At 59.6% G+C, this 21,787-nt stretch carries 25 protein-coding genes and 1 tRNA gene; 17 read left to right on the plus strand and 9 right to left on the minus strand.

The features are described from left to right. Positions 1-577: 577 nt before the first annotated feature. Positions 578-727, minus strand: coding sequence for a hypothetical protein (locus QZ302_RS04020; protein WP_294592773.1), 150 nt, complete (start codon positions 725-727; stop codon positions 578-580). 108 nt (positions 728-835) lie between these two features. Here QZ302_RS04020 and xseA point away from each other — a divergent pair, with 108 nt between their 5' ends. From xseA to QZ302_RS04045, 5 genes are all read left to right on the plus strand, one after another. After that, complete coding sequence (gene xseA, locus QZ302_RS04025; protein WP_294592775.1) at positions 836-2,212, plus strand: exodeoxyribonuclease VII large subunit; 1,377 nt, start codon at positions 836-838, stop codon at positions 2,210-2,212. Further along, positions 2,205-2,414, plus strand: a complete 210-nt coding sequence (gene xseB, locus QZ302_RS04030) for an exodeoxyribonuclease VII small subunit (protein WP_294592777.1) — start codon at positions 2,205-2,207, stop codon at positions 2,412-2,414. Before xseA ends, xseB begins: the two co-directional genes overlap by 8 nt. 22 nt (positions 2,415-2,436) lie before the next feature. Further along, the gene (locus tag QZ302_RS04035) at positions 2,437-3,249 is read left to right on the plus strand and encodes a glycoside hydrolase family 16 protein (RefSeq protein ID WP_294592779.1); all 813 of its coding nucleotides are present in this window, start codon (positions 2,437-2,439) and stop codon (positions 3,247-3,249) included. An 11-nt stretch (positions 3,250-3,260) separates the two neighbouring features. Next, positions 3,261-3,857 (plus strand): UbiX family flavin prenyltransferase, encoded by a 597-nt coding sequence (locus QZ302_RS04040; protein ID WP_294592782.1) that lies wholly within the window; start codon positions 3,261-3,263, stop codon positions 3,855-3,857. Between the two features lie 64 nt (positions 3,858-3,921). Continuing rightward, entirely contained in the window at positions 3,922-4,095 is a 174-nt protein-coding gene (locus QZ302_RS04045) for a 4Fe-4S binding protein (RefSeq protein ID WP_294592785.1), read from the plus strand. 411 nt (positions 4,096-4,506) lie between these two features. Here the strand turns inward: QZ302_RS04045 and QZ302_RS04050 are convergent, their stop codons facing one another. Continuing rightward, entirely contained in the window at positions 4,507-4,767 is a 261-nt protein-coding gene (locus QZ302_RS04050; protein WP_294592787.1) for a hypothetical protein, read from the minus strand. On the opposite strand from QZ302_RS04050, the gene rsgA reads away from it, so the two are divergent. From rsgA to QZ302_RS04070, 4 genes are read left to right on the plus strand one after another with little or no spacing between them, the layout of a single operon-like run. Continuing rightward, entirely contained in the window at positions 4,750-5,700 is a 951-nt protein-coding gene (rsgA, locus tag QZ302_RS04055; RefSeq protein WP_294592789.1) for a ribosome small subunit-dependent GTPase A, read from the plus strand. The two genes, QZ302_RS04050 and rsgA, sit on opposite strands and share 18 nt — an antisense overlap. Beyond that, positions 5,669-6,523 carry an RNA methyltransferase gene (locus QZ302_RS04060; RefSeq protein WP_294592791.1) on the plus strand — a complete coding sequence of 285 codons (855 nt, stop codon included), beginning with the start codon at positions 5,669-5,671 and terminating at the stop codon, positions 6,521-6,523. Before rsgA ends, QZ302_RS04060 begins: the two co-directional genes overlap by 32 nt. 13 nt (positions 6,524-6,536) lie before the next feature. Next, positions 6,537-7,040, plus strand: coding sequence for a hypothetical protein (locus QZ302_RS04065; protein WP_294592793.1), 504 nt, complete (start codon positions 6,537-6,539; stop codon positions 7,038-7,040). Between the two features lie 35 nt (positions 7,041-7,075). Next, a complete protein-coding gene (locus QZ302_RS04070) occupies positions 7,076-8,284 on the plus strand; it encodes an aspartate aminotransferase family protein (RefSeq protein WP_294592822.1) in 1,209 nt (402 codons plus the stop codon). Positions 8,285-8,296: 12 nt separating this feature from the next. Here the strand turns inward: QZ302_RS04070 and QZ302_RS04075 are convergent, their stop codons facing one another. Both QZ302_RS04075 and QZ302_RS04080 read right to left on the minus strand, forming a co-directional pair. Further along, positions 8,297-8,494 carry a hypothetical protein gene (locus QZ302_RS04075; RefSeq protein WP_294592795.1) on the minus strand — a complete coding sequence of 66 codons (198 nt, stop codon included), beginning with the start codon at positions 8,492-8,494 and terminating at the stop codon, positions 8,297-8,299. An 84-nt stretch (positions 8,495-8,578) separates the two neighbouring features. Continuing rightward, on the minus strand, positions 8,579-11,104 hold the full coding sequence (locus QZ302_RS04080; protein ID WP_294592797.1) for a zinc-dependent metalloprotease: 2,526 nt from the start codon (positions 11,102-11,104) through the stop codon (positions 8,579-8,581). A gap of 219 nt (positions 11,105-11,323) precedes the next feature. Here QZ302_RS04080 and QZ302_RS04085 point away from each other — a divergent pair, with 219 nt between their 5' ends. After that, positions 11,324-11,761: an Hsp20/alpha crystallin family protein gene (locus QZ302_RS04085; protein WP_294592799.1), complete on the plus strand. Its 438-nt coding sequence runs from the start codon at positions 11,324-11,326 to the stop codon at positions 11,759-11,761. Between the two features lie 85 nt (positions 11,762-11,846). Here QZ302_RS04085 and QZ302_RS04090 read toward each other — a convergent pair. Beyond that, positions 11,847-11,922: transfer RNA gene (locus QZ302_RS04090), tRNA-His, on the minus strand. An 86-nt stretch (positions 11,923-12,008) separates the two neighbouring features. Here QZ302_RS04090 and QZ302_RS04095 point away from each other — a divergent pair. The 5 genes from QZ302_RS04095 to QZ302_RS04115 are packed head-to-tail and all read left to right on the plus strand — an operon-like array spanning position 12,009 to position 15,796. After that, positions 12,009-13,265 carry an ABC transporter permease gene (locus QZ302_RS04095; RefSeq protein ID WP_294592801.1) on the plus strand — a complete coding sequence of 419 codons (1,257 nt, stop codon included), beginning with the start codon at positions 12,009-12,011 and terminating at the stop codon, positions 13,263-13,265. Further along, positions 13,262-13,990, plus strand: a complete 729-nt coding sequence (ubiE, locus tag QZ302_RS04100) for a bifunctional demethylmenaquinone methyltransferase/2-methoxy-6-polyprenyl-1,4-benzoquinol methylase UbiE (RefSeq protein ID WP_294592803.1) — start codon at positions 13,262-13,264, stop codon at positions 13,988-13,990. The genes QZ302_RS04095 and ubiE overlap by 4 nt, the downstream gene beginning before the upstream one ends. Further along, positions 13,987-14,517, plus strand: coding sequence for an LEA type 2 family protein (locus QZ302_RS04105; protein WP_294592805.1), 531 nt, complete (start codon positions 13,987-13,989; stop codon positions 14,515-14,517). The genes ubiE and QZ302_RS04105 overlap by 4 nt, the downstream gene beginning before the upstream one ends. Further along, entirely contained in the window at positions 14,514-15,062 is a 549-nt protein-coding gene (locus tag QZ302_RS04110) for a hypothetical protein (RefSeq protein WP_294592807.1), read from the plus strand. Before QZ302_RS04105 ends, QZ302_RS04110 begins: the two co-directional genes overlap by 4 nt. Continuing rightward, complete coding sequence (locus tag QZ302_RS04115; RefSeq protein WP_294592809.1) at positions 15,059-15,796, plus strand: ComF family protein; 738 nt, start codon at positions 15,059-15,061, stop codon at positions 15,794-15,796. Before QZ302_RS04110 ends, QZ302_RS04115 begins: the two co-directional genes overlap by 4 nt. A 20-nt stretch (positions 15,797-15,816) precedes the next feature. Here QZ302_RS04115 and QZ302_RS04120 read toward each other — a convergent pair whose 3' ends face one another. Next, the gene (locus QZ302_RS04120) at positions 15,817-16,857 is read right to left on the minus strand and encodes a hypothetical protein (protein ID WP_294592811.1); all 1,041 of its coding nucleotides are present in this window, start codon (positions 16,855-16,857) and stop codon (positions 15,817-15,819) included. Between the two features lie 307 nt (positions 16,858-17,164). Between QZ302_RS04120 and QZ302_RS04125 the strand changes: the two genes are divergently transcribed. After that, positions 17,165-18,157: an NYN domain-containing protein gene (locus QZ302_RS04125; RefSeq protein WP_294592813.1), complete on the plus strand. Its 993-nt coding sequence runs from the start codon at positions 17,165-17,167 to the stop codon at positions 18,155-18,157. A 60-nt stretch (positions 18,158-18,217) separates the two neighbouring features. Here QZ302_RS04125 and QZ302_RS04130 read toward each other — a convergent pair whose 3' ends face one another. Both QZ302_RS04130 and QZ302_RS04135 read right to left on the minus strand, forming a co-directional pair. Then, positions 18,218-19,321 (minus strand): tRNA-specific 2-thiouridylase, encoded by a 1,104-nt coding sequence (locus QZ302_RS04130; protein ID WP_294592814.1) that lies wholly within the window; start codon positions 19,319-19,321, stop codon positions 18,218-18,220. 47 nt (positions 19,322-19,368) lie between these two features. Continuing rightward, the gene (locus QZ302_RS04135) at positions 19,369-19,749 is read right to left on the minus strand and encodes a DUF3276 family protein (RefSeq protein ID WP_294592816.1); all 381 of its coding nucleotides are present in this window, start codon (positions 19,747-19,749) and stop codon (positions 19,369-19,371) included. A 303-nt stretch (positions 19,750-20,052) separates the two neighbouring features. On the opposite strand from QZ302_RS04135, the gene QZ302_RS04140 reads away from it, so the two are divergent. Continuing rightward, positions 20,053-21,435, plus strand: coding sequence for a TIGR00341 family protein (locus QZ302_RS04140; protein WP_294592817.1), 1,383 nt, complete (start codon positions 20,053-20,055; stop codon positions 21,433-21,435). 65 nt (positions 21,436-21,500) lie between these two features. Here QZ302_RS04140 and QZ302_RS04145 read toward each other — a convergent pair. After that, a partial coding sequence (locus tag QZ302_RS04145; RefSeq protein ID WP_294592820.1) for a hypothetical protein occupies positions 21,501-21,787 on the minus strand: 287 nt, incomplete at its 5' end.

Raw genomic sequence — 21,787 nt, forward strand, 5'->3', positions numbered from 1 at the left:
GACGCGTTCGCGCCACGGCGGGCGGCCTTTATTACTTCAATGCAAAAGCGCGCCCCGCCTAAAGGAGCGATTCAACTATTTCGGCGGTAGCCGAAATATAGATGAATCGCGCAAGGCGCGCGAAAAAGCGGCGGAGCGATAGCGGAGCCGCAGTGAGGCGGACACGGGGCGGTGCTTTGGGCCGAGCTTCTGCGACTCGCAGAGTCGCGCAGTTCGTCGCCACCCCATGCAGTGGGCTGCAACTCGACGGAGTTCGTTGCATTCACCGCTGGCGGCAAACTTAGGCTAAGCATGAAATAGCGCGCAAGGACGAACTTCATAGAATGGGGCGTTGCAGTTGCGGTTCGTAGAACCGCCGGGCCTGCGCGCTGGGCCTTCGGCCCACCCGGGGAGCGCGCAGCCCGAACCCGACAGATAAATGGAGCTGAGCTTTTGCGGCTCGTAGAACCGCGCGGGCCGAAGCCTCCCGCAGCGGAGGCCCGCAACTCGCGATGCTCGTTTTGGGCTCCGCAGGTTTCGGTCGCACAAAGTTTAGCTATTATAATATAGCCAGTTTTTACGTGCCTCTCGTTCCCGTTTATTCCGAGAGGCAACGCAACTGAAAACCGTAGGCGCGTCTGCTGGCACTATTAGGGAGCAGCACCATTGTATGAAAATCCAGATTTAGGCCGTAGTAATGATCGATTGCCGACGCAGACCAGGCCGTTCCTTCGTGGCCGAGATACACCGGAATACCCGAAGTATAGCTGCGGTAGCCCGGGGCGCGATCGAACTCTCCGAAAACCGCAGAAAACCTTAGCCGGAAATCCCGAAAGAGCCCCTATCTTTGTAAATCATGGAATCCTTCATCACCCTCTCCGCCCTCCAGGGACATCTGCGCGACGTGATCGAACAGCACGCTGGAGGAGCGCAGTGGGTGGTAGCCGAGATCAGCGAATGCAAAGTCAATTACGCCGGCCATTGCTACCTCGAACTCGTCGAACGACCCGATAACGGCAAAGCCCCTGTCGCCCAGGCCCGGGCTGTGATCTGGGCCAGTACCTACAAACTGATCGGCGGCTATTTCCGGTTCGAAACCGGCTCCGATCTCGCCGCCGGGATGAAAGTCCTCGTCAAGTGCACCGTCTCGTACCACCCCGTTTATGGGCTCAGTCTCGTGGTCAGCGATATCGACCCCGCCTATACCCTCGGTGAAACCGAACGGATCAGGCGGCAAACCATCGCCCAGCTGAAAGAAGAGGGAGTCTTCGAGATGAACAAAGAGTTCGAGTTGGCCGATGTGCTCCAGCGCATCGCCGTCGTCTCGTCGCCCAAGGCGGCCGGGTATCGGGACTTTATGCAGGAGTTGGAAGCATCGCCCTATCGGTTCGAGACGCGACTCTTTCCCGCCGTTATGCAGGGCGACGCCGCCGAAAACTCCATCGTCGATGCCCTCGATGCAGTGGCCGAACTCGGCGACGTGCCGTTCGACGCCGTCGTGATTATCCGGGGCGGCGGTTCGACGAGCGATCTCGGCTGTTTCGACAACTATCGGCTCTGTGCCTATATCGCCCAGTTTCCGCTGCCCGTGATTACCGGCATCGGACACGATAAGGATGTGAGCGTCGCCGATATGGTGGCTCACACGTCGCTCAAGACCCCTACGGCAGTGGCGGCGTTTTTGGTGGGGCGTGCGGCTGAAATGGCCGGACAGTTGAATGGTCTTCGCGACAGGGTGACGCGCCGGGCACAGCAGCTGCTCGTGGCGGAGACCCATCGGATCGAAAACGCCGGTTTGCAACTCGCTTCGCGGAGCTCGGGCGTGCTGCACGGCGGATTGGCGCGGCTCGAAAAGTTGAAAAACGGGTTGCGGTTCGGCGTCGGCGAGCGGCTGACACAGGAACGGCACCGGTGTGCCTCGTTCGGTTCGCAAGTGGGGCGGCTGGCGACACAACGGCTCGCCGCGGCGGAGATGCGGAACGAATATGTCGCCCAACGGCTCGGGGCGGTGGTGGAGGGGGTGATTTCGCGTCGCCGTTCGCAATTGGAACTCTTGGAGGTCTCGGTACGGGCGGCGAGTCCGCAGCGGATTCTCGCGCGCGGTTATGCCATCGTGAGAGGAGTGCGGGGAGTCGCGGAGGCCGAGGTCGGACAGACGATCGAAATCGAGCTCCGTGACGGGGTCTTGGGAGCGGACGTTACTTCGAAATCAATACAGCGGAAAAATGGCTAAAACGAATACGGAAGAACAGATCACCTATGCCGAAGCGGTGGCCGAGATCGAAGAGATTCTGGCCCGGATGGAGGACAGCGAATTGGACATCGACCGGTTGGGCGCCTATGTGGAGCGGGCGACGACGCTGATCGCCCTCTGCAAGGAGAAACTGCTCAAGGCGCAGAAACAGGTCGAAAAGGTGATGACGCAGGAAGAGTAACCCAAAACCAAATACAACCGAGATGAAAAGAACCCTTTACGGTGCGGCGCTTCTGCTGGGAGCCGCCGTATGGTTGATGCCTTCGGGCGCTGCTGCACAGCAGAAAAAGGCGAAGGCGCCGAAATGGAAATTGATCTGGAAAGATGATTTCAATAAAAATGGAGAGCTGGATACGACCAAGTGGTCGAAGATTCCGAGAGGAACTTCGGACTGGGATAATTATATGTCGTCTCGCGACGACCTCTACGAAGTGAAAGACGGGAACCTGATTTTGCGGGGGATCGTCAACGACGATCCGGCGTCCGACACGGCCCGTTATCTGACCGGCGGGGTGTGGACGATCGGAAAATTCGCGGTGAAATACGGCAAAGTCGAAATCCGGGCCCGGCTGGGTGAAGCACAGGGGAGCTGGCCGGCGTTCTGGATGCTGGCCCAGGACGAGAAATACGGCCGCTATCCGCGGAACGGCGAGGTGGACATCATGGAACACCTCAATTACGACAGCGTGGTGTATCAGACCATACATTCCTATTATACGTTGCACCTGAAGCAGGAGACGCCCCGGCGGTTTACCACGGCGCCGATCGACCGCGAGGGGTACAATACCTACGGGGTAGAGTTCCATCCGGACAGCGTGGTCTTTACGCTCAACGGCCGTCCGACGCTCGTCTATCCGAAGATCGAGACGGAGCTGGAGGGACAGTTCCCGTTCGATCAGGCTTACTACCTCCTGATGGATATGCAGCTCGGCGGGGGCTGGGTCGGCGGAGTTGATCCGGCTACCTTGCCGGTGCAGATGGAGATCGACTGGGTGAAGGTCTGGAAACGGAAATAACGCGTGGGGCGATGAAAGTGGCAGTAGGCATTACGGGAGCCAGCGGGGCGATCTATGCGGAGCGGCTGTTGAGGCGTCTGTTGGACGAGCGAGCGGCGGGACGGGTGGAGCAGGTGGCAGTCGTCTTTACGTCGAATGGTCGGGCGGTGGCGGAGTTCGAACGGCCGGAATTTTTGTCGTGGCTTGCTCAGCGGATTGCTGCGGGCGAGGCGGTGGAGTTTCGGAACGACGATTTTTTCACTCCGGTGGCTTCGGGATCGGCGGGGTACGATGCGTTGGTGGTCGTTCCGTGCAGCATGGGAGCCGTCGGGCGGATCGCGGGCGGTGTGGCGGACGATCTGATCGCCCGGGCGGCGGATGTGATGCTCAAGGAGCGGTCTCCGATGCGGCGACGAACGCTGATTCTGTGTCCGCGCGAGACGCCGCTTTCGTTGATCCATCTGCGGAATCTCACCGCCGTTTGCGAGGCGGGAGGAATCGTATTGCCTGCCATGCCGTCGTTTTATACGCAGCCGCAGACGCTCGACGAGGCGGTCGATACGGTCGTTCTGCGCATTCTGTCGCTGTTGGGACTGGCTCCGGAGGGCTATCGGGGCTGGCAGGAATAAATTTGACTATTCGGGGGAATAGTCTTACATTTGTCTGACCAAAACCAAACAATTTCATACACTCATGGCTTACAAAATCGATCCCGACAAATGCGTCGCTTGCGGTACGTGTATCGACGAATGCCCGGTAGGGGCTATTTCGGCCGGCGATGTTTACGTTATCGACCCTTCGACGTGCATCGACTGCGGTACGTGCGCAGATGTTTGTCCGGCGGAAGCGATCGCTCCGGAAGCGTAGGGCGACCGTGTTCGGTCGAAGACCGGAACAGACTTCGGGGATGTGCAAATGGCTTTGCGCATCCCCGTTTTTTTATGGCCTGCGGTCAGCGGGTTTACGTCATGGCACCGGCCCGCCCCCGGTTCTTTCTCTTTATCCTCTCCTGCAGTGCGTCCGTTTATTCCGAGAGGCAACGCAACTGAAGACCGTGGGCACGGTGGCCCACGTAGCTGGAAGTGAGGCTCTGCGCGTCGAAGTTCAAGAACATGCCGCCAGTCCCGCTAAAGGAGGAAGACCAACTGAACCCGTAGTTGCCGACGTTGTTCAGCGCGCCCGAAGAGTGGTCGCGGAAGCCCGGGGCGGGGCGCAGTTTGGGGTAGAGGCTGGCAGTTTTAAGGCCGAGGCTGGTAGTAGAACGCCCAGTGGGCGCGTTTATTCCGAGAGGCACCGCAACTGAAAACCGTAACCACGACCGTTCGAGCTATTGAGATAGAGCCCCGTTATGTGAAAATATAAGTCCAGACCGCCGATGCCGCTGGCCGAAGCCGACCAGACGGAACCCTCGTTGCCGACGCCGCTCAGCGCGCCCAAGGTGTAGTTGCGGTAGCCCGGGGCGGGGCTGTCTGCATAGCGCCCCCCTTTCTTTTTCAGCCCGGAAATGCTAACTTTGTTCCTATGACCGATTTGACCCAAGGAATCGTTACCAAAAGTACCGGTAGCTGGTATCAGGTGCTCGACCCCGAGAGCGGACGCCAAATCAGATGCCGGATACGAGGCGTTTTCCGTCTGCGCGGCAGCCGGACCACCAATCCCGTTGTCGTCGGCGACCGCGTGCGTGTCGAGACCGGGGCCGCCGAAGGAGAAAACGTGATTACCGAAATTCTGCCCCGGCGGAACTACATCATCCGCCGCGCCTCGAATCTTTCGAAAGAGTCCCATATCATTGCCGCCAATATCGACGTCGCCTATCTGGTCGTCACGCTCGACCGGCCGGTGACCAGTACCGAATTCATCGACCGTTTTCTCGTGACCGCCGAGGCTTATCGTGTGCCGACCGTACTTTTGCTCAATAAGATCGACCTGTTCGCCGCCCCCGAATATCGCGAAGCGATCGACTCGTTCGTCGAAATCTATCGGGGAGCGGGGTACGAGGTGCTCGAAATTTCGGCTGCCGCAGGGATCGGTATGGATGCCCTGCGCGAGCGGATGCGAGGGAAAACATCGCTCTTTACGGGCCATTCCGGAGTCGGAAAGTCGACCCTCATCAATGCCATTCAGCCGGGGCTCGGGCTGAAAACCGGCGCCATTTCGGACTATCATCACAAAGGAAAGCATACGACCACCTTCTCGGAGATTTTTCCGCTCGACGGCGGAGGACTCTTGATCGACACCCCGGGAATCAAGGGGTTCGGATTGATCGATATTGCGCCGGATGAGCTGGCACGCTACTTCCCCGACCTGTTCCGTCGGGCGCCGGAGTGTCAGTATTACAACTGCACCCACACCCACGAACCCAATTGTGCCGTGATGGCAGCCGTGGCGCGCGGCGAGATTGCCGAGAGCCGTTATGTGAGTTACCTGAAAATGCTGGAGGATGACGATAAAGAGGGAAAATACCGTAAATAACAACTACTTCGAAGAGAACGGGCTGCCGACCAAACAGCAGCTGCGCGACCTGAACGCTTCGCTGCGGGAGGGCGACCTGCGGCCGGTGCGGAGAGAGGCCCCCGGCGAACGCACCGACCCGCCCGAACTTTTGCGGCGGAAGATCGAATACCTGCGCGGCTTTGTGCTGCCGGAACGCTACGAGAGCCTCACGCGGCGGCTGGATTTCCGGACGCGATACCTGGTGATGTGTCTCGAAGATATTTACTACCCGCACAACGCCAGTGCCGTGATCCGCAGCTCCGAGGCGTTCGGGTTGCAGGAGATGCATGCCGTGGAGCGGACGGTTCGGTTCGCGCCCAACAAACACATTGTGCGGGGGACGGATCAATGGCTGGATATTCGCAAATGGGACGACTCGGAGACGCTGGTGGCCCATTTGCGGAGCCGTGGGTATCGGATTGCGGTGACGGCTCCGCCGAGGCCCGACGCTGAGGCCGATGGGAGGCGCGTGAACTTTACCCCCTCGGATTTCGATGTGGCGGCCGGGCCCTTCGCGGTCTTTATGGGGACGGAAAAGTCGGGGATATCGGAGGGATTGATGGCGGCCGCCGATGCCGTGATCTCGATCCCGATGGTGGGATTCGCCGAGAGTCTCAACATCTCGGTGTCGGCAGCCATCGTGGCGCAGCGGCTCGCCGAACGGGTGCGCGACCCGGAATCCGGAATTGCCTGGCAACTGGCTCCGGGGGATCGGGACAGGCTGCTCTATCGCTGGTTGTGCCACTCGGTGCGCGACTACCGGCGGATTCTGGAACGGGGCGGGTTTATCTGCGAAGGTTAAATAAAGAAAACGAATGAAAAAAGATCAGATCAAACCGTTGTACCGCAAGGTAAACCGGAAGTCGTCTTATCAATGCCATGTTATCGGATCAAAAGGGGGACGGTTTGCTTGGCAACGTCATTCCAAAGCGATGCGGCAGTTTGACGGACGATACTTACCGATGAGGAGTGCGACCAGCTCGGTGACAAATGGGTATGATTATACCCCTCTGTTTCGTTATCTGCTTTCGCGGGTGGGGGATCGGTGGGATGAGATTTATTCGGCTGTAAAGCCTCGGTTGAATACTACGGAGCCGATTTGGTGGGTGGTCTCCCAGGACGGATATCCGCAAGACGGGTGTGGATGGGTGCATATCGGCGAGGGAGCTTGTTGGTCGAAACTGTGGATCGACGCGGAAGGGCGATTGAGGAAAGTCGATCCGATGTTGTCCAATATCTCACCGGACTGTTCATGTCATACCCATTCGTTCAACGGCTCGCGGATCGGGTCTCTTTCGACGCAAAGGAAAGGATTGTGAAACGAGGTGAAGATTTGTTCATCGGGATCGAAAGTATGGAAATATTGCGTAAACAATTTCTGCGCCATGTGGGGCAGACATCGGACGCGCCGCTGATGATCGAGGTGGCGCGGGCCGAAGGGATCTATTTTTACACGCCGGCCACCCCGGAATATCCGGAGGGGAAGCGGTATGTCGATCTGATTTCGGGCGTTTCGGTCAGCAACGTCGGACACGGAAATCCGGCGGTGGTCGAGGCGGTGTGCGCGCAGGCCAGAGACTATATGCACATCATGGTCTACGGCGAAGCGATCGAGCGGCCGCAGGTGAAATATGCGACGGCGATCGCCGGACTGCTGCCGGAGCCGTTGGAGAGCGTCTATTTCGTCAATTCGGGTGCCGAAGCGGTCGAGGGGGCTTTGAAGCTGGCCAAACGCCATACGCATCGGACGGAGATCGTCTCGTTTTACAATGCCTATCACGGTTCGACCCACGGAGCGATGAGCGTGATGGGAGGCGAGGAGTTCGTGGGGGCCTACCGGCCGTTGTTGCCCGATACCCGGAAGTTGAGGTACAACTGTTTCGAAGACCTGGCGCAGATTACCGAACGGACGGCGTGTGTGCTGGTCGAGCCGGTGCAGGGCGAGAGCGGCGTGCGGCCGCCGGTTTCGGGATTTCTGGAGGCCTTGCGCGAACGGTGTTCGGCGGTGGGGGCGTTGCTGATCTTCGACGAGATACAGACCGGCTTCGGAAGGACGGGCGAGATGTTCGCCTTGCTGAAATACGGGGTGACGCCGGATATCGTCTGTCTGGCCAAGGCGCTGGGCGGGGGGATGCCGCTCGGGGCGTTCGTCTCGTCGGGCGAGATCATGGCGGGGCTCCGGAGCGATCCGCTGCTGGGGCATATCACGACCTTCGGAGGGCATCCGGTCTGCTGTGCGGCGGGTTTGGCGGCGTTGACTTATATGCAGGAGCATCGTCTGGCGGAACAGGCCGAGGCGAAAGGGCGGCTGTTCGAGGAGTTGTTGGCGGATCATCCCGCGGTGGTCGAGATTCGGCGGAGCGGCTTGCTGCTGGCGGTGGAGCTGGGGAGCTCGGAACGGTTGTATCGGGCGATGGAACTGCTCAAGGAGGTGGGTTACCTGTCGGACTGGTTCCTGTTTTGCGATACGGCCTTCCGCATCTCGCCGCCGCTGACGATGACGGAGGTGCAGGTGAGGGAGTGCTGTGCGGAGATTCGGGCCGGGGTGTTGGACAAACTTTGATGCTTTTCCCGTTTATTCCGAGAGGCAACGCAACTGATAACCGTAGCTGCGGCCGTATGCGCCGTAGGGATGGAGCCACGTTACGTGCAAACTCAGGCTCATGCCGTAGGTGTTGCTGGCCGTTGAAGACCAGCTGTAACCGCGGTCGCCGACGCCGTTCGGCGCGCCCGTATCCCGATTGCGATAGCCCGGGGCGGGGTTTGGAGCCAAATAAGGGGCACGGGTAAATAAAAAGCGAGGCTGGCGAAAATAGTTCGCCAGCCTCGCTTCTGTCATACAACGTTGTGTGGACGACTACTTCGGGTCGAGCGCATCGCCGATCTTCTTAGCCAGGTACTGGTAGTGCGCCTTCACCGCCGTATCGGACGACGTGGCCCGCTGTAACCGGTTCTGCAACGTCCGCAGCTCGTAAGCGACCCGCGAATCGATGGCGCCCGTATTGAGCATCCGCGTCCCCGGCTTCGGCAGCAGCGAGAGCATCCGGTTGACGTAGAGCGTCTGCAATCCGCGGCGATAGAGATCCGGAGCCGCACCGGTCGAAAGCTCGCGCCAGATCGAACGGTTCAGGTCGCCGAACAGGTCGGTGATCGTATAAGCCTCCCTGCCCTGTGCCGCTTCGGCTTTGAGCAGGTTGCCCAGCACCCGATTGCTGATCAGATTGCTGATGCCGTAAGTTTGGAGCTGACTGATGACCTCCGGAGCGTTCAGACCGGTTTTGCTGAAAATATCCTCGTCGATCAGCCACGTCGGTGTCGTGAAGAGGTTGCGGTCGAGGAAGGCCATCGCCTCCTTCTGTTTCGCCTTTTCCACGTAAGCATACACCGGGCCTGCCTGTTCCACCGTCTTCGGCGTCTCGTAGATGCCGCCTACCCATTTGGCCACATGGCCGTTATAGCGCATGAACTGGCCCATTACCTCGCGGTACAGCTCTTTCAGGTCGCCATACCCCTCGTTCGGCGTGCGCGTCCACTCCGGAATCCCCGCCAGAACGAATTTCAGGTTCTTGATCCCCAGCTCATTGGCCCGCATCTGGTTGTCGCCCAAGTCTTCGTTCTGTTCGCGCGGATCGTTCGGGTTGGTCTCCGTGCCGAACCACAGCCGCGGATTCGCTGCCAGCCGGTCGATGATCCATCGGTTGAGCGTATCGACCTCGGCCTCCGGCGTGGTCAGCTCCGGGAACCGGCGGTAACCCCACTCGATCGCCCAGTTGTCGTAATCGCCGATGCGCGGGTAGAGCAGTTCGCGACGAATGCCGTCCTCCGGCTGCGCCACGTAGTTGAACCGCGCGTAGTCCATGATCGAAGCCGTATGGCCGTGTTTTTCGAGGTACGAAGCGCTCCGCAGGCTGTCGACCGGTGTCAGGGCCGACGACCCGAAGTTGTGCCGCAGACCCAGTGTATGGCCCACTTCGTGCGACGAGACGAAACGGATCAGGTCGCCCATCAGCGCGTCGTCGAAGACCATCTTCCGGGCACCCGTATCGCTCGGCGCCGCCTGGATCAGGTACCAGTTCCGCAGGAGGTTCATCACGTTGTGGTACCAGTGGATATGGCTTTCCAGAATTTCGCCCGTGCGCGGGTCGCTCACGTGCGGCCCCATGGCGTTGGCCACGTTCGACGGCATGTAGACGATGGCCGAGTAGCGCGCATCTTCCAGACTCCACGTCGAATCCTCTTCCGGCGTCGGAGCCACCTTTCCGACGATGGCGTTCTTGAAGCCCGCCTTTTCGAAAGCCGCCTGCCAGTCATTGACCCCGGCGATCAGGTAGGGCACCCACTTTTTCGGCGTGGCCGGGTCGATGTAGTAGACGATCGGTTTGGCCGGTTCCACCAACTCGCCCCGTTTGTAGGCCTCCATGTCCTCCGGCTTCGGTTCCAGCCGCCAGCGGGTAATCATCCGGATGTTCTTGACGCCTTGCGGATTCTTGTCGTAGTCGATGTAGTTGTCGGTGAAGAAACCGACCCGCGGGTCGAAATACCGGGCCTGCATCGGCACCTCGGGCAACAGGATCAGCGAGCTGTTGATCTCGTACGTCGCCGGCATCGGGCTCGGCTTGAAGCCCGGAATGTTGACGCGCGGCGTGATGAGGTAGCTCCGCGTGCTCTTCATCTCGATGTTTTCCGGGAAAGCCTTGACCCCCACGACATAGGATTTGTCTTTCTGGAACCCGCCGATATTCATGCTCGATTTGAAGTAGTTGTCGAAACCGGTCAGCTCGACGTCCCCGCCGATGAAGTCGGTCACGTCCACCAGTAGCGAGTCTTTCGCGCGGTTCGTGCCTTTGATTTCGAACGAGGCGACGATCGGTTGCAGGTTCGACCGCAGAACGGCCTGATACATATCCCCCGTGGTGTCGCGCGGCAGCTCGCGGGTCGAGATGCTCTCGATGAAGAGCCGTTTTTTGTCAGGCGACTGCCGGAAACGGATCATATTTTCGCCGATCGGGTCGCCGGCATAGCCGAAAAAGCCCTGGCGCATATCCGCCGCCGCTTTCGAGATGCGGTTCACGACCAGCATGTCCCGCTCCATCAGCGAAGTCGGAATCAGGAAGTAGTATTTCCCCTCCTGTTCGAAGACCGTGAAGAGGCCGTCCGTCCGCCGGGCGCCCGCCTTGATGGTCGCTTCGATGCTCCCTTTGGCCGGAGCCGCTTTTTTTGCGGTCGTGTCGGCCGCCGCTTTTCCTTTGCGTTTTTTAGCGCTTTTTTGCTTTCCGGCGGTCTGCTCGGTTTTTGTCTTTGCGGCCGGCGCTTCGGCGAACGCCGCTCCTGAGCTGCCGACGACGAGCGTAGCGGCCAATGCCGCGATCCATAATCTGCTCATTACTCGTTATTAAAGTGTGGATTGAAATTCGTTTCGGGCCCTTCGTCTATTTCGGGCACTCAAAGGTAAGGATTTATCCGGCACGATGGGACTGACAGGCTGACAGAAACTTTCTGTCATATCGTCCGGTTTCGACCGGCGGCACACCCTTTGCAGCAGAGGGAGCCGGTCGCCGGTGGCGGCCGCTAATAACTTATTCACTTTTATATTTTAAAGATGATGATACCAGCAAACAGAGAACAACGCGGATGGCCCGCCCTGTGGGGCAACCTTTTCGGCAGCGAGTGGATCGCCAAGACGGACGGCACGACGCCGGCGGTCAATGTGCGGGAGACGGACGACCGGTACCGGGTCGAAGTGGCGGCTCCGGGAGCCACGCGCGAGGATTTCAAAATCCGGATCGAAGAGAACGACCGGCTGATGGTGACGTTGGACAAACAGAGCGAACGTCGCTCCGAAGGAGAGGGCGCGGAACAAGGCCGCTACCTGCGGCGGGAGTTTTCCTACTCGCACTTCCGGCAGAACCTGATCTTGCCCGACGACATCGACACGGAGCGGATCGAGGCGAAGGTCGAGAACGGCGTCCTGACGATCGACCTGCCGAAAAAGAGCGCCGAGGAGCTGAAACCGGCGGTGAAAGAGATCGAGGTGCGGTAGCGTCTCGTCGGCCGGAGAATGAGAAAGAGGTCTGTTACGCATTGAGTAACAGACCTCTTTCGTGTTATATTGTGGTAAGTAAAGCGGGTGGAAGATCGGGCTCGAACCGACGACCTCTTGAACCACAATCAAGCGTTCTAACCAACTGAACTACATCCACCGGGGGCAAAAGTACAACACTTTTCCGAACTTCCAAAAAAATTGAGCTACATTTGTCCGACGAATTGAATTTTCCGAGACCTCATCCATGATCGAGACTTTCATAGCCAGTCGGTTGGGCGCGCCGGGACGCAAGGGAAAAATTATGCTGCGCGTGGCGACGTTCTGTGTGGCGGTCAGCGTGGCGGTGATGCTCGTGGCACTGGGGGTGGTGAACGGATTCCGCGGCACGATCAGCGATAAGGTGGCGGGTTTTGCGGCCGATATCCGGGTGGCGGCGGCCGGAGGGGGAGGCGCGTACGAGACCCGGCCGGTGGAGGTCGATTCGGCCTGGATGGCCGAGTTGGCGGAGGTGGAGGGGGTGGCCCGGATCCAACGGTTTGCGACCAAAACCGGGGTGATTCGGGGCGAGGAGACGATCCAGGGGATTGTGCTGCGGGGCTTGGCGGCGGAGAGCGATACGATGTTTCTCCATGCGCAGCTGGTGGCCGGGCGGATTCCGGTTTATACCGATCGGGTCAGGAGTCGCGAGGCGGTGGTCTCGCAGCGGCTGTGCGACGAACTGGGGCTCGGGATGGGCGACCGGTTCGAGGCGTTGTTTATGGGCGACGGGGGGACGCGGCGCGACCGGTTTCGGGTGGCGGCGATTTACGATAGTGGGATGGAGGAGTTCGACCGGGCGACGGTTTTTTGCGATATGGGTGTCGTGCAGCGGCTGAACGGCTGGCGGTCGGGCGAGGTCGGAGGATACGAGGTGGCTGTGGCGCCGGGCTGCGACCGGTCGGCGGTGGCCGAGGCCTTGACCGAGGCGGTGGGCGGCGACGGGGCGTTTTGGTTCGGCTGGGGCGAGGAGGAGGGAGGCGAACGGTGGGAGGTGACGACGGTCGAGGAGCGGTATCCCCAGATTTTCGACTGGCTGGAGATGCTGGGGCTGAATACCACCCTCGTGATCGTCATCATGCTGGTCGTGGCGGTGGTCAACATGGCTTCCGGAGTGCTGATCGTCGTGCTGGAGCAGACCGGGACGATCGGCATCCTCAAGGCCTTGGGGATGCGCAACGGGACGTTGCAGCGCATCTTCGTGCTGCGGTCAGCGGGGATAACGCTCCGGGGATTGCTGTGGGGCGATGCGGTCGGGCTGGCGTTGTGCCTCCTGCAACAATATACGGGCTGTGTGACGCTCGATCCGGAGAGTTACATGATGGCGACGGTGCCGGTGCGGATCGACTGGATGCAGGCGGTGTGGCTCAACCTCGGTACGCTGGCCGTCGTTACGGCGGCGATGGGGCTGCCGACGGCGATCATCGCGCGCATATCGCCCGAAAAATCGATTCGATTCCGATGATAAAACCTTACGACGAAGACCCTGCGGGGAAGAAAGAACAGGTGCGGGTGATGTTCGATGCCATCGCCCGTCGCTACGACCTGTTGAACCGGGTGCTTTCGCTCGGGATCGACCGGCGGTGGCGGGCCCGGCTGGTGGGCGGCGTGCGGCGTCAGAGACCGGCGACCGTCTTGGATGTGGCTACCGGGACGGGCGATCTGGCCATTGCCGTGGGGCGCGCCTTGCCGACAGCGGCTGTCACGGGCGTCGATCTGTCGCCCGGGATGTTGCGCATCGGGCGCGAAAAGGTGGCCGCCCGTTTTCCGGGGCGGGAGTTTCCGATGGTCGAGGGCGATGCCGAGCGGTTGCCGTTCGACGAGGGGCGGTTCGAGGCGGTGACCTGCGGATTCGGCGTGCGGAATTTCGAAAATCTGACCCGCGGCCTGAGCGAAATGTATCGGGTGCTGGTGCCGCAGGGGAGGGTTTATATCCTCGAATTTTCGATGCCTTCTCGACATAATGCGCTGGGGTGGCTCTATTGGTTCTATTTCCGGCGTATTTTGCCGGCTGTCGGACGGCTGGTGTCGCGCGACGCGCGGGCTTACAACTACCTGCCCGAGTCGGTGGGCGAGTTTCCGTACGGCGAGCCTTTCTGTCGGCTCCTGACGGAGGCGGGTTTCGTCCGACCGCAGAAACGACGGCTGACGGGTGGGATTGCCATGATTTATACGGCTGAAAAACCATGAAACGATATTTTTCTATTTGGTTGGGAGGACTCCTGGCCTGCCTGCTCGTTGGGTGCGGCGCTCGTCCGTTGATGCAGTTGCGCGTCACCGAGATCGCATCGGCTTCGGTCGAACGGTTCGGCGTCGGCTTCGTCGAAGGGGTGGTTCGGGTCGAGGTGGACAACCGCAATCGGGATCGGGTGATTTTCGATGCCATGCGATTCGATTTGCGACTGGACGGGGCGACGGTGGGGACGATGAGGTCGCGACAATCGTTCGTCGTGGAGCCGGGATTGCACCGGGTCGAGATCCCGTTCCGCTTCCGATTCGGACTGGAGACGGTGACGACAGTCATGCCGAAGCTGGTCGGGCTGGCTCGGGGGACGATTTCGCCCCGGGAGGCGGACTTGCGTGTGGCGGGTACGCTGGAGTTCGTGGCGGGCCGGCCGTTGCGGGAACGGACGGTTCGCTTCAGCCGACGGGTGAACGCGGAACAGGTAAGGAGGAGTTTGGAGCAGATGCCGATGAACTTTTTAATGACAGATTGAAATACGACGGAACGATGAAAATAGGGTTGATTTCATTTTTTGCATTTTTCTGCCTCCTTTCGGCGGAGGCTCAGGAGCGGATCGGAAACTACACGGCGCGGTTGCGGACGCCCGACGTCGCGACGGGAGCTCAGGCGGTGGTGAACAACGACGGCTCGGTGAGCGCGGCGTTGCGTTCCATGCGGCGGAAAGATCGGGTGACGGGCTACCGTATCTGCATCTTTTTCGACAATACGCAGGAGGCGCGGAGCCGGGCGTACGGGGCGTTGGCTACCTTCAAAAGTCGCTTCCCGGGGATTCCGGGCGAGGTGATCTACGACAATCCGACTTTTCGGACGATGGTCGGGTATTGCATGGATATGACCGAGGTGTCGATGCTCTTGGGGCGGGTTCGCGAGCTCTTTCCCAAAGCGGTGGTGCGCGGCGAGACGATGGCGGTGTCTCAGTTGCGACACAGTCCGATCATCGGCAGCGGGGCCGATGACGAGGCGCTGACGACAGAGGCGGGAGATTCGGGTGAGGAGTTTAACGATTCGAAGAATTGACACTGCGTTCGCTGATACGGCCTTTGCGGGAGGGGCTGAGGTGGCTGGGCGAACAGCTCTTTCCGCCGGTCTGTCCGGTCTGCGGCACTGCGCTGGGGCGGGGCGAACGGACGATCTGCCTGCGGTGCCGCTGGGAGATGCCTCTGACCGACGACTGGGTGGCCGCGCGCAATCCGGTCGTCACCCGAATGGAGCGTTCGATTCCGGAGCTGACCCATGCGGCGGCTCTCTTCGCCTTTCGGCACGAGAGCGGTTATCGGCGGATGATTCATGCTTTGAAATATGCCGGTCGGCGCGATATCGCGGTGGCGATGGGCGAGATGTTCGGACGCGAGTTGCGCGAGTCGCCGTTTTATCGGGATATCGAGCTGTTGATTCCTGTGCCTTTGCACTGGACGAAGCGGTTACGGCGCGGATACAACCAGGCCGAGGAGATTTGCGTGGGATTGTCGCGGAGTATGGGTGTTCCGTATGATTTTCGATCGTTGCGGCGGGTGCGCCGCACGCGGACGCAGGCGCGGCGCAGGGATGCCGCCGACCGGCATCGGAATGTGGAGGGGGCTTTTCGGCTGACCCGGCCGGAACGGCTGGCGGGCAGACACATCCTGTTGGTGGACGACGTGCTGACCACCGGTGCGACCGTGGCAGCTTGTGCGGCGGCCGTCCGACGGGACGCTGCCGGGGTGCGAATCAGCGTGGCGGCGTTGGCCGCCGTGCGCGGAGCGGGACGATAAAACAGAAGAAAGGGAGGCCCTCAGGCCTCCCCTTCTTCTGTTCCAAACCGTGCTTCCAGCAGGTCGATGAATTTGATCGTCGCCGCATTCTCCGGAATCCAGCGGTACATCTCGCCGATGTAGACCAGCGCCTCCTCTAACGACCCCATGGTGTCTAATTTTTCGCACTCCGACTCGAACATCGCCTCGTTCCCGTGGAACAGGGTGTCGATCATCTCGTGTCGCGCATAAGGGCTCACTTCGATGCCGAAGATGCGCGGGGCTTCCGGCTTTTTCTTTTCCGGCTTCCGGCCGCTTTTCGGCGTCTCGTCCGCTTCCGCAGCCCGTTCTGGTGCAGTTGTATTCGTCGGTGCCGTTATCTCCGGCTCCATCGCCGGCACTTCGGTCGCTTGCGGACAGCCCTCCCGCGAACCGCTCTCCTGCGTCAGGTAGCTCTCTTCCGACCGGCCTCCTTTCGCCGGAGCCTCGGTCTCCGGCTCGATCTCCTGTTCGGGCTCTGATTCCGGTTCCGGTTCGATCTCGGTTTCGGTTATCGTAACGGGTTCGACCGGCTCCGGTTCTACAGCCGATTCGGCTGCAGCAGCCTCCGGGAAAGGCAGAACCACCTCCCGCTCTTCCAGAAAACGCGTCTGCGACGGGCAGGGATCCTGTTCGCCCACCTCCTGCACCGTATGGGTCGTTTGTGACATTCGGTCTTCCCGCTCAGCGGCCGGACGCTCTTCGAACTGTGCGGTCGCTGCCGGCTCGGTCGCCGCCACACTCTCCGCCATCGGCGCAAAACCGTAGTCGACTCCTCCGCCGTTCACTTCGAACGATTCGTCTTCCGGCGCCATTCCGTCGTATCCGTTCGTCGCCGGTACGTGTTCCACCTCGACTCTCGCTGCCGCCAGTTGCATCGCCACGCCGTCCGTACACCGCAACTGCATGATTTCGGCGTATATCCGTTGCATCCGTTCCAGTACGATGTCCCGTTCGATGGTCGGTACGCGGCCCGTTTCGTGCCACCGGGCCACGTAAGCGGCCACTTGTTTCAGTCCGATCTCCATTTCATGATATCCCATAACGCTGCGCTTTTTTATACCAAAATTCAAAAATAGGGTTTTCTTCGCTCTTTTCTCATAAACCGTGCCAAGTTTTTTTATCGGCCCGGTTCGGCCGCTATCCGAAAATAGTGTCAGAAATCCGACCGGTCATTTCGAAACAAATCCTTCGCAATCGTTTATTTATGTTCGATTTCGTTCAATGGCGCGATCTTTCCGGAAGAAAGGACGAAAACCGATTCACTTTAATGAAAATATATTATCTTTGAACCCGTCATAGAATTGACCTAAATAACTCTCACGATTCCAGTCGTTTCTATTGTATCTTATGTATTCCAACCATTGCGCTGCGCCCAAGATCGGCGTGTTTTATGACGGCAACTTTCTGCTCCACGCGTCGAATTATTACAATTACATCCATCCCCAGCGGCGACGCTTGTGCCTGAACGGATTGCACGACTTCATCTGTCAGCGGGTGGCCGAAGAGGAGGGGATCGATCCGAAACGGTGTCGGGTCAACGAGGCGCACTATTTTCGCGGCCGGCTCAATGCTTCCGACGCGGCGCAACGCGGCAGCCAGTTGTATCACGACCGGGTCTTCGACGATATCCTGATGTCGGAAGGGGTGCACCCGCACTACCTGCCGCTTCGCAACATCTACGGACGGAAGGAGGAGCGCGGAACGGACGTGTGGCTGGCGCTGGAGGTCTACGAGATGGCGCTCCGGGGCAAGATCGACATTGCGGTGCTGGTGGTGGCGGATACGGACTATGTGCCGCTGGTGCGCAAGCTCATTGCGCTGGGGGTGCGGGTGATGCTGATCAGCTGGGAGTTCGAGTACATCAACGACGAGGGGAATCGTATCGTGACCAAAACGTCGCACGAGCTGCTCACCCTGGCGCACTATCCGGTGCCGATGCAGGAGGTGATCGATTGCGGGTTGAAACAGAATAATCAGTTGATTATGAATCTCTTCGTGGCGAACGATGCCAAGTCGCAAGGCGGCGACGCGGCGGAAGAGGGAGGGGAAGAGGCTGACGAGACGGTGGTCGAAGCGGAGGACGAGTTTACGCCGCCGGGACGGGTCGGACGGGAGCCGGGAGCGCGGTATACGAGTACGATTCTCAGCATCAAGACGGGGTACGGGTTTATCAAATACCCGAACAACAACCTCTTTTTCCACAGTCTGGATGTGATCGAAGGCGATTTCTCGGCGTTGGCGCCGGGGGACGAGGTGGAGTTCTCGATCGACCAGAACGATCAGGGACAGGACGTGGCCAAACAGGTCAAACGCCTCGGCGGGGGTGGATTCGGGGCGTAGCACCTCTTTTTTTGAACCGGTCTGTAACTGCCGCTTTCTTTCACGAAAGCGGCAGTGCTGTTATATCCTGTCCAGGATGCCGCCGCCGACCACGCAATCGTTCAGATAGAAAACCGCCGGCTGGCCGGGCATCGGAGCCCAGACCGAATCGTTCAACAGGTCGATCCGCATTTGGCCGTCCGGTTCGACTGTGATTCGAGCTCCTTTTTGCGGATTGCGCCCGATGCCCCGCACCCGAATCTCCAACTCATCGGCATGTCTTGACAACATGGCGGGTGCGACCACTGTCCGCCACGCCGTCAGCCACACGGTGCGTCGTGATAACGCCTCCTCTTCCGTGCTGACAACCACGCGGTTCCGTGACGGATCGAGCGAAACCACCCGCATCGGCTTCCCGCCTTTGTTCAGTGCCGAAGCGATCGGTGAAATCCCCCGTTTTTGTCCTGCCGTGTAGAGTCCGTATCCTTCGTGTCGGCCCACCACCGCTCCTGTCCGCCAATCGACCGCCTCGCCGGAGGTCAGGCAGCCGACCGGTAAATGGCGCCGTAAAAAATCTTCGTAATTCGAATCTCCCGTAAAACAGACTCCCATGCTCTCCCGTCCCGTCGGCAGGACGGTATATCGCCTCGCCATGCCGGCCTTTACAGCTTGTTTGGTGTAGCCGCCCAATGGCAAAATCGCCCGGGAGACGATCTCTTCCGGCACATCCCACAAATAGTAAGACTGGTCTTTCGCCGCATCTGCGCCGCGCCGGAAACAAACGTGTCCGTCCAGGGTCGCTGTGCGTGCATAGTGTCCCGTCGCGATGTGACGAATTCCCATCCGGTCGGCCGTTTCGGCTAAGAGTCGCCATTTGATCCGCGGATTACAGCGCGAACACGGAGCCGGTGTCCGCCCGGCAGCATGTTCCGCCAGCGTGTAGTCGATGATTTCGCGCCGGAACAACTCGTGGCAAGGCTCGATCATCAAGGGTATACCCATCCTCTCGGCCATCTCCCGAGCCCGTTCCCGCGCCGGAGCGGCGTCGAGCATGTCCAAAAAAAGAGCGCGAGGACGGTATTCCGCCTCGCGCAGTAGTTCCACAGCAGTCGCAGAGTCGATGCCGCCGCTCCATGCAACCAATACTTCGGTGCCCGGCGCCATTTCGTATCGTTCTTTTGACATGCGGCGTTTGTTCGGTCGTTTACCTGAAAGACAAGTAAACCGCCGAATTACAACCCTTTGAAGAAATCGTCTTCAGAGATCGAGCTCGTTCCTTCCGACGCATTGGCCGGTCCCGAGCCGATTGCCGAACCGTCCGGGTTGAACAGCTCCGGGCGTTCGCGTTTCACGTAGTCTACCACCTCTTTGAAACCTTCGCCGAATTTCTGGAAGTCTTCTTTGTATAAGTGAATCTTGTGCTTGTCGATCGTGAAACTCCCGTCACGCATCTGCTTCTTGCGGCTTTCGGTGATCGTCACATAGTAGTCCCCGCCGCGCGTAGCTTTCACATCGAAGTAGTAGATGCGCTTCCCCGCCTTCACCGGCACGGAGTACAGTTCATCGCCCATAGAGTCCATCTCGCTCCGGTCGTTGTAGTCAAAATTGCTCATACAGTTTTAATTTAAGTTATTGGTAGCGTGTCCGTTCGGACACGCCGGTTATCCTTAGTTCAGTCGTTCGGTTCCGCCGGTCGGACAACAGACCGACCCCTCCCCGCAAAGGGCAGTGCTCCCCGATTCGTTTTTCAAATGTAGATAAAAAATCATATCCCGAAAAATTTTAGGCGACTTTTCTGTGAACTTTATTCTGCGAAGGATTGGCAGCCCGGCGGGAATCTCGTTGCGGGCGGCGGGTTGCGACTCCTCGGGAAAAGCCGTATCTTTGTCTCTCGCTGAACGAAAACCGTTGTTCCTATGCCTGAATCGAACGAGTTCAATACGTCGCTCCGCAGCCGTTTTCTCAATTTTATCCGCGATCGTTTCAACCTCGACGAGGACAAGGCCTCGGAGGAGGAGGTGCGTGAGAATATCAACCGGGGGGTCGAGTTCCGGGGGACGAATCTGTGGGTGTTGATCTTCGCGATCTTCATCGCGTCGATCGGTCTGAATGTCAACTCCACGGCGGTGATCATCGGGGCGATGCTCGTGTCGCCGCTGATGGGGCCCATCATGGGGGTGGGACTGGCGCTCGGGGTCAATGACTTCGACCTGATGAAGCAGTCGTTGCGCAGTCTGGGGCTGGCGGCGGCGGTGGGGCTGGTTACTTCGACCCTCTATTTCTGGATCAGTCCGATCAGTACGGCGCAGAGCGAACTACTGGCTCGGACGACGCCCACGATTTATGATGTGCTGATCGCGTTGTTCGGGGGGCTGGCCGGAATCGTGGCCCAGTCGCGCAAGGATCGGACTTCGACGGTGATTCCGGGGGTGGCGATCGCTACGGCGCTGATGCCGCCGCTCTGTACGGCCGGGTTCGGGCTGGCGCGGGGGAATATGGCCTTTTTTCTCGGGGCGTTCTATCTTTTCTTTATCAATGCGGTGTTCATCGCGGTCGGGACGTTCATTATCGTTCGGTTTCTGAAGTACCGGAAGACGGCTTTCGTCGATCCGAAACGGGAGCGGCGGGCGAGACGTTATATGACGGTGATCGTGACCATGACGTTGGTGCCGAGTATCGTGCTGGCTTACGACATCGTGCAGCGCACGATTTTCGAGAGCAATGCCCGGGAGTATATCGAGCGGGTGTTGACGTTCGACGGGGCGGAGGTGGTGAGCGCCACGCCGACCTATGCGCGCGACACTTCGACGATCGATGTGATGCTGATCGGGAATAAAGTGTCGGAGGATGCGATTGCGCTGGCTCGCAATCAGTTGCCGGCCTATCGTCTGGGGCATACGCGGTTGGTGGTGCATCAGGCGGGGACGGACGATGGGTTGGACGGGCGGATGATGCAGAGTGTCCTGCACAGCAATGTTGAGATTCTGGAGGAGAAGAATCGGAAAATCGAACGGTTGCAGCAGCTGACCGATCGTTATTTGCGGGATACGTTGCCTGCGGCAGACATTGTGCGTGAGTTGGGATCGTTGTGGGGGACGCAGCTGGTGGGGCGGGTGAGTCTGTCGAAGGTTCCGGTCTTTACGGGTGACGGTCGGGTGGCGGATACGGTGGTCTATTGTTACATTGTTCCGGCGTCGGATGTCTCTTTGGAGGAGGATCAGCGTCGGAAGCTGACGGAGTGGCTTCGGGTAAGGACGAAGATGCGCACGGTGGAGTTGGTGGTGAAGGCAGCGGAGTGAGGGGGATTGTAGCGGTTGTCTGCAAGTGTCGTATTGGTGAGGGCTCCCGGCAGTTTGAGGGTGCGTTAGCATCCGTCTAAAGTTTTTTTGGGTTCTTTTTGTGAACAAAAAGAACAGTTCGAGGCGGGACAGAGCTCGACCGCGCGCGATCGCTGAAGAAGGAAATCATTCAAAGCGTCTTGCGCTTTGAATAAAATTTCCGCCAGCGCGCGGACAAAGAACGGGGATAGAGTCTGCCATAGCGAAACGCAGTTTCGCCCGTCCACGGGACGTGGGGCCCGCTTGGCCGACGCGTTCGCGTCATGGCGCGCGGCCGTTATTACTTTCCAGTTGCTCGCGCGCCGCCGCCTAA

It is taken from the genome of uncultured Rikenella sp., assembly GCF_910579375.1.
Classification (GTDB): domain Bacteria; phylum Bacteroidota; class Bacteroidia; order Bacteroidales; family Rikenellaceae; genus Rikenella.

What these genes read in the sequence shown, in the direction of transcription:
- xseA (WP_294592775.1), top strand. Translation starts at nt 836, where the DNA reads ATGGAATCCTTCATCACCCTCTCCGCCCTCCAGGGACATCTGCGCGAC.
- xseB (WP_294592777.1), top strand. Translation starts at nt 2,205, where the DNA reads ATGGCTAAAACGAATACGGAAGAACAGATCACCTATGCCGAAGCGGTG.
- QZ302_RS04035 (WP_294592779.1), top strand. Translation starts at nt 2,437, where the DNA reads ATGAAAAGAACCCTTTACGGTGCGGCGCTTCTGCTGGGAGCCGCCGTA.
- QZ302_RS04040 (WP_294592782.1), top strand. Translation starts at nt 3,261, where the DNA reads ATGAAAGTGGCAGTAGGCATTACGGGAGCCAGCGGGGCGATCTATGCG.
- QZ302_RS04045 (WP_294592785.1), top strand. Translation starts at nt 3,922, where the DNA reads ATGGCTTACAAAATCGATCCCGACAAATGCGTCGCTTGCGGTACGTGT.
- rsgA (WP_294592789.1), top strand. Translation starts at nt 4,750, where the DNA reads ATGACCGATTTGACCCAAGGAATCGTTACCAAAAGTACCGGTAGCTGG.
- QZ302_RS04060 (WP_294592791.1), top strand. Translation starts at nt 5,669, where the DNA reads ATGACGATAAAGAGGGAAAATACCGTAAATAACAACTACTTCGAAGAG.
- QZ302_RS04065 (WP_294592793.1), top strand. Translation starts at nt 6,537, where the DNA reads ATGAAAAAAGATCAGATCAAACCGTTGTACCGCAAGGTAAACCGGAAG.
- QZ302_RS04070 (WP_294592822.1), top strand. Translation starts at nt 7,076, where the DNA reads ATGGAAATATTGCGTAAACAATTTCTGCGCCATGTGGGGCAGACATCG.
- QZ302_RS04080 (WP_294592797.1), bottom strand. Translation starts at nt 11,104, where the DNA reads ATGAGCAGATTATGGATCGCGGCATTGGCCGCTACGCTCGTCGTCGGC.
- QZ302_RS04085 (WP_294592799.1), top strand. Translation starts at nt 11,324, where the DNA reads ATGATACCAGCAAACAGAGAACAACGCGGATGGCCCGCCCTGTGGGGC.
- QZ302_RS04095 (WP_294592801.1), top strand. Translation starts at nt 12,009, where the DNA reads ATGATCGAGACTTTCATAGCCAGTCGGTTGGGCGCGCCGGGACGCAAG.
- ubiE (WP_294592803.1), top strand. Translation starts at nt 13,262, where the DNA reads ATGATAAAACCTTACGACGAAGACCCTGCGGGGAAGAAAGAACAGGTG.
- QZ302_RS04105 (WP_294592805.1), top strand. Translation starts at nt 13,987, where the DNA reads ATGAAACGATATTTTTCTATTTGGTTGGGAGGACTCCTGGCCTGCCTG.
- QZ302_RS04120 (WP_294592811.1), bottom strand. Translation starts at nt 16,857, where the DNA reads ATGGGATATCATGAAATGGAGATCGGACTGAAACAAGTGGCCGCTTAC.
- QZ302_RS04125 (WP_294592813.1), top strand. Translation starts at nt 17,165, where the DNA reads ATGTATTCCAACCATTGCGCTGCGCCCAAGATCGGCGTGTTTTATGAC.
- QZ302_RS04130 (WP_294592814.1), bottom strand. Translation starts at nt 19,321, where the DNA reads ATGTCAAAAGAACGATACGAAATGGCGCCGGGCACCGAAGTATTGGTT.
- QZ302_RS04135 (WP_294592816.1), bottom strand. Translation starts at nt 19,749, where the DNA reads ATGAGCAATTTTGACTACAACGACCGGAGCGAGATGGACTCTATGGGC.
- QZ302_RS04140 (WP_294592817.1), top strand. Translation starts at nt 20,053, where the DNA reads ATGCCTGAATCGAACGAGTTCAATACGTCGCTCCGCAGCCGTTTTCTC.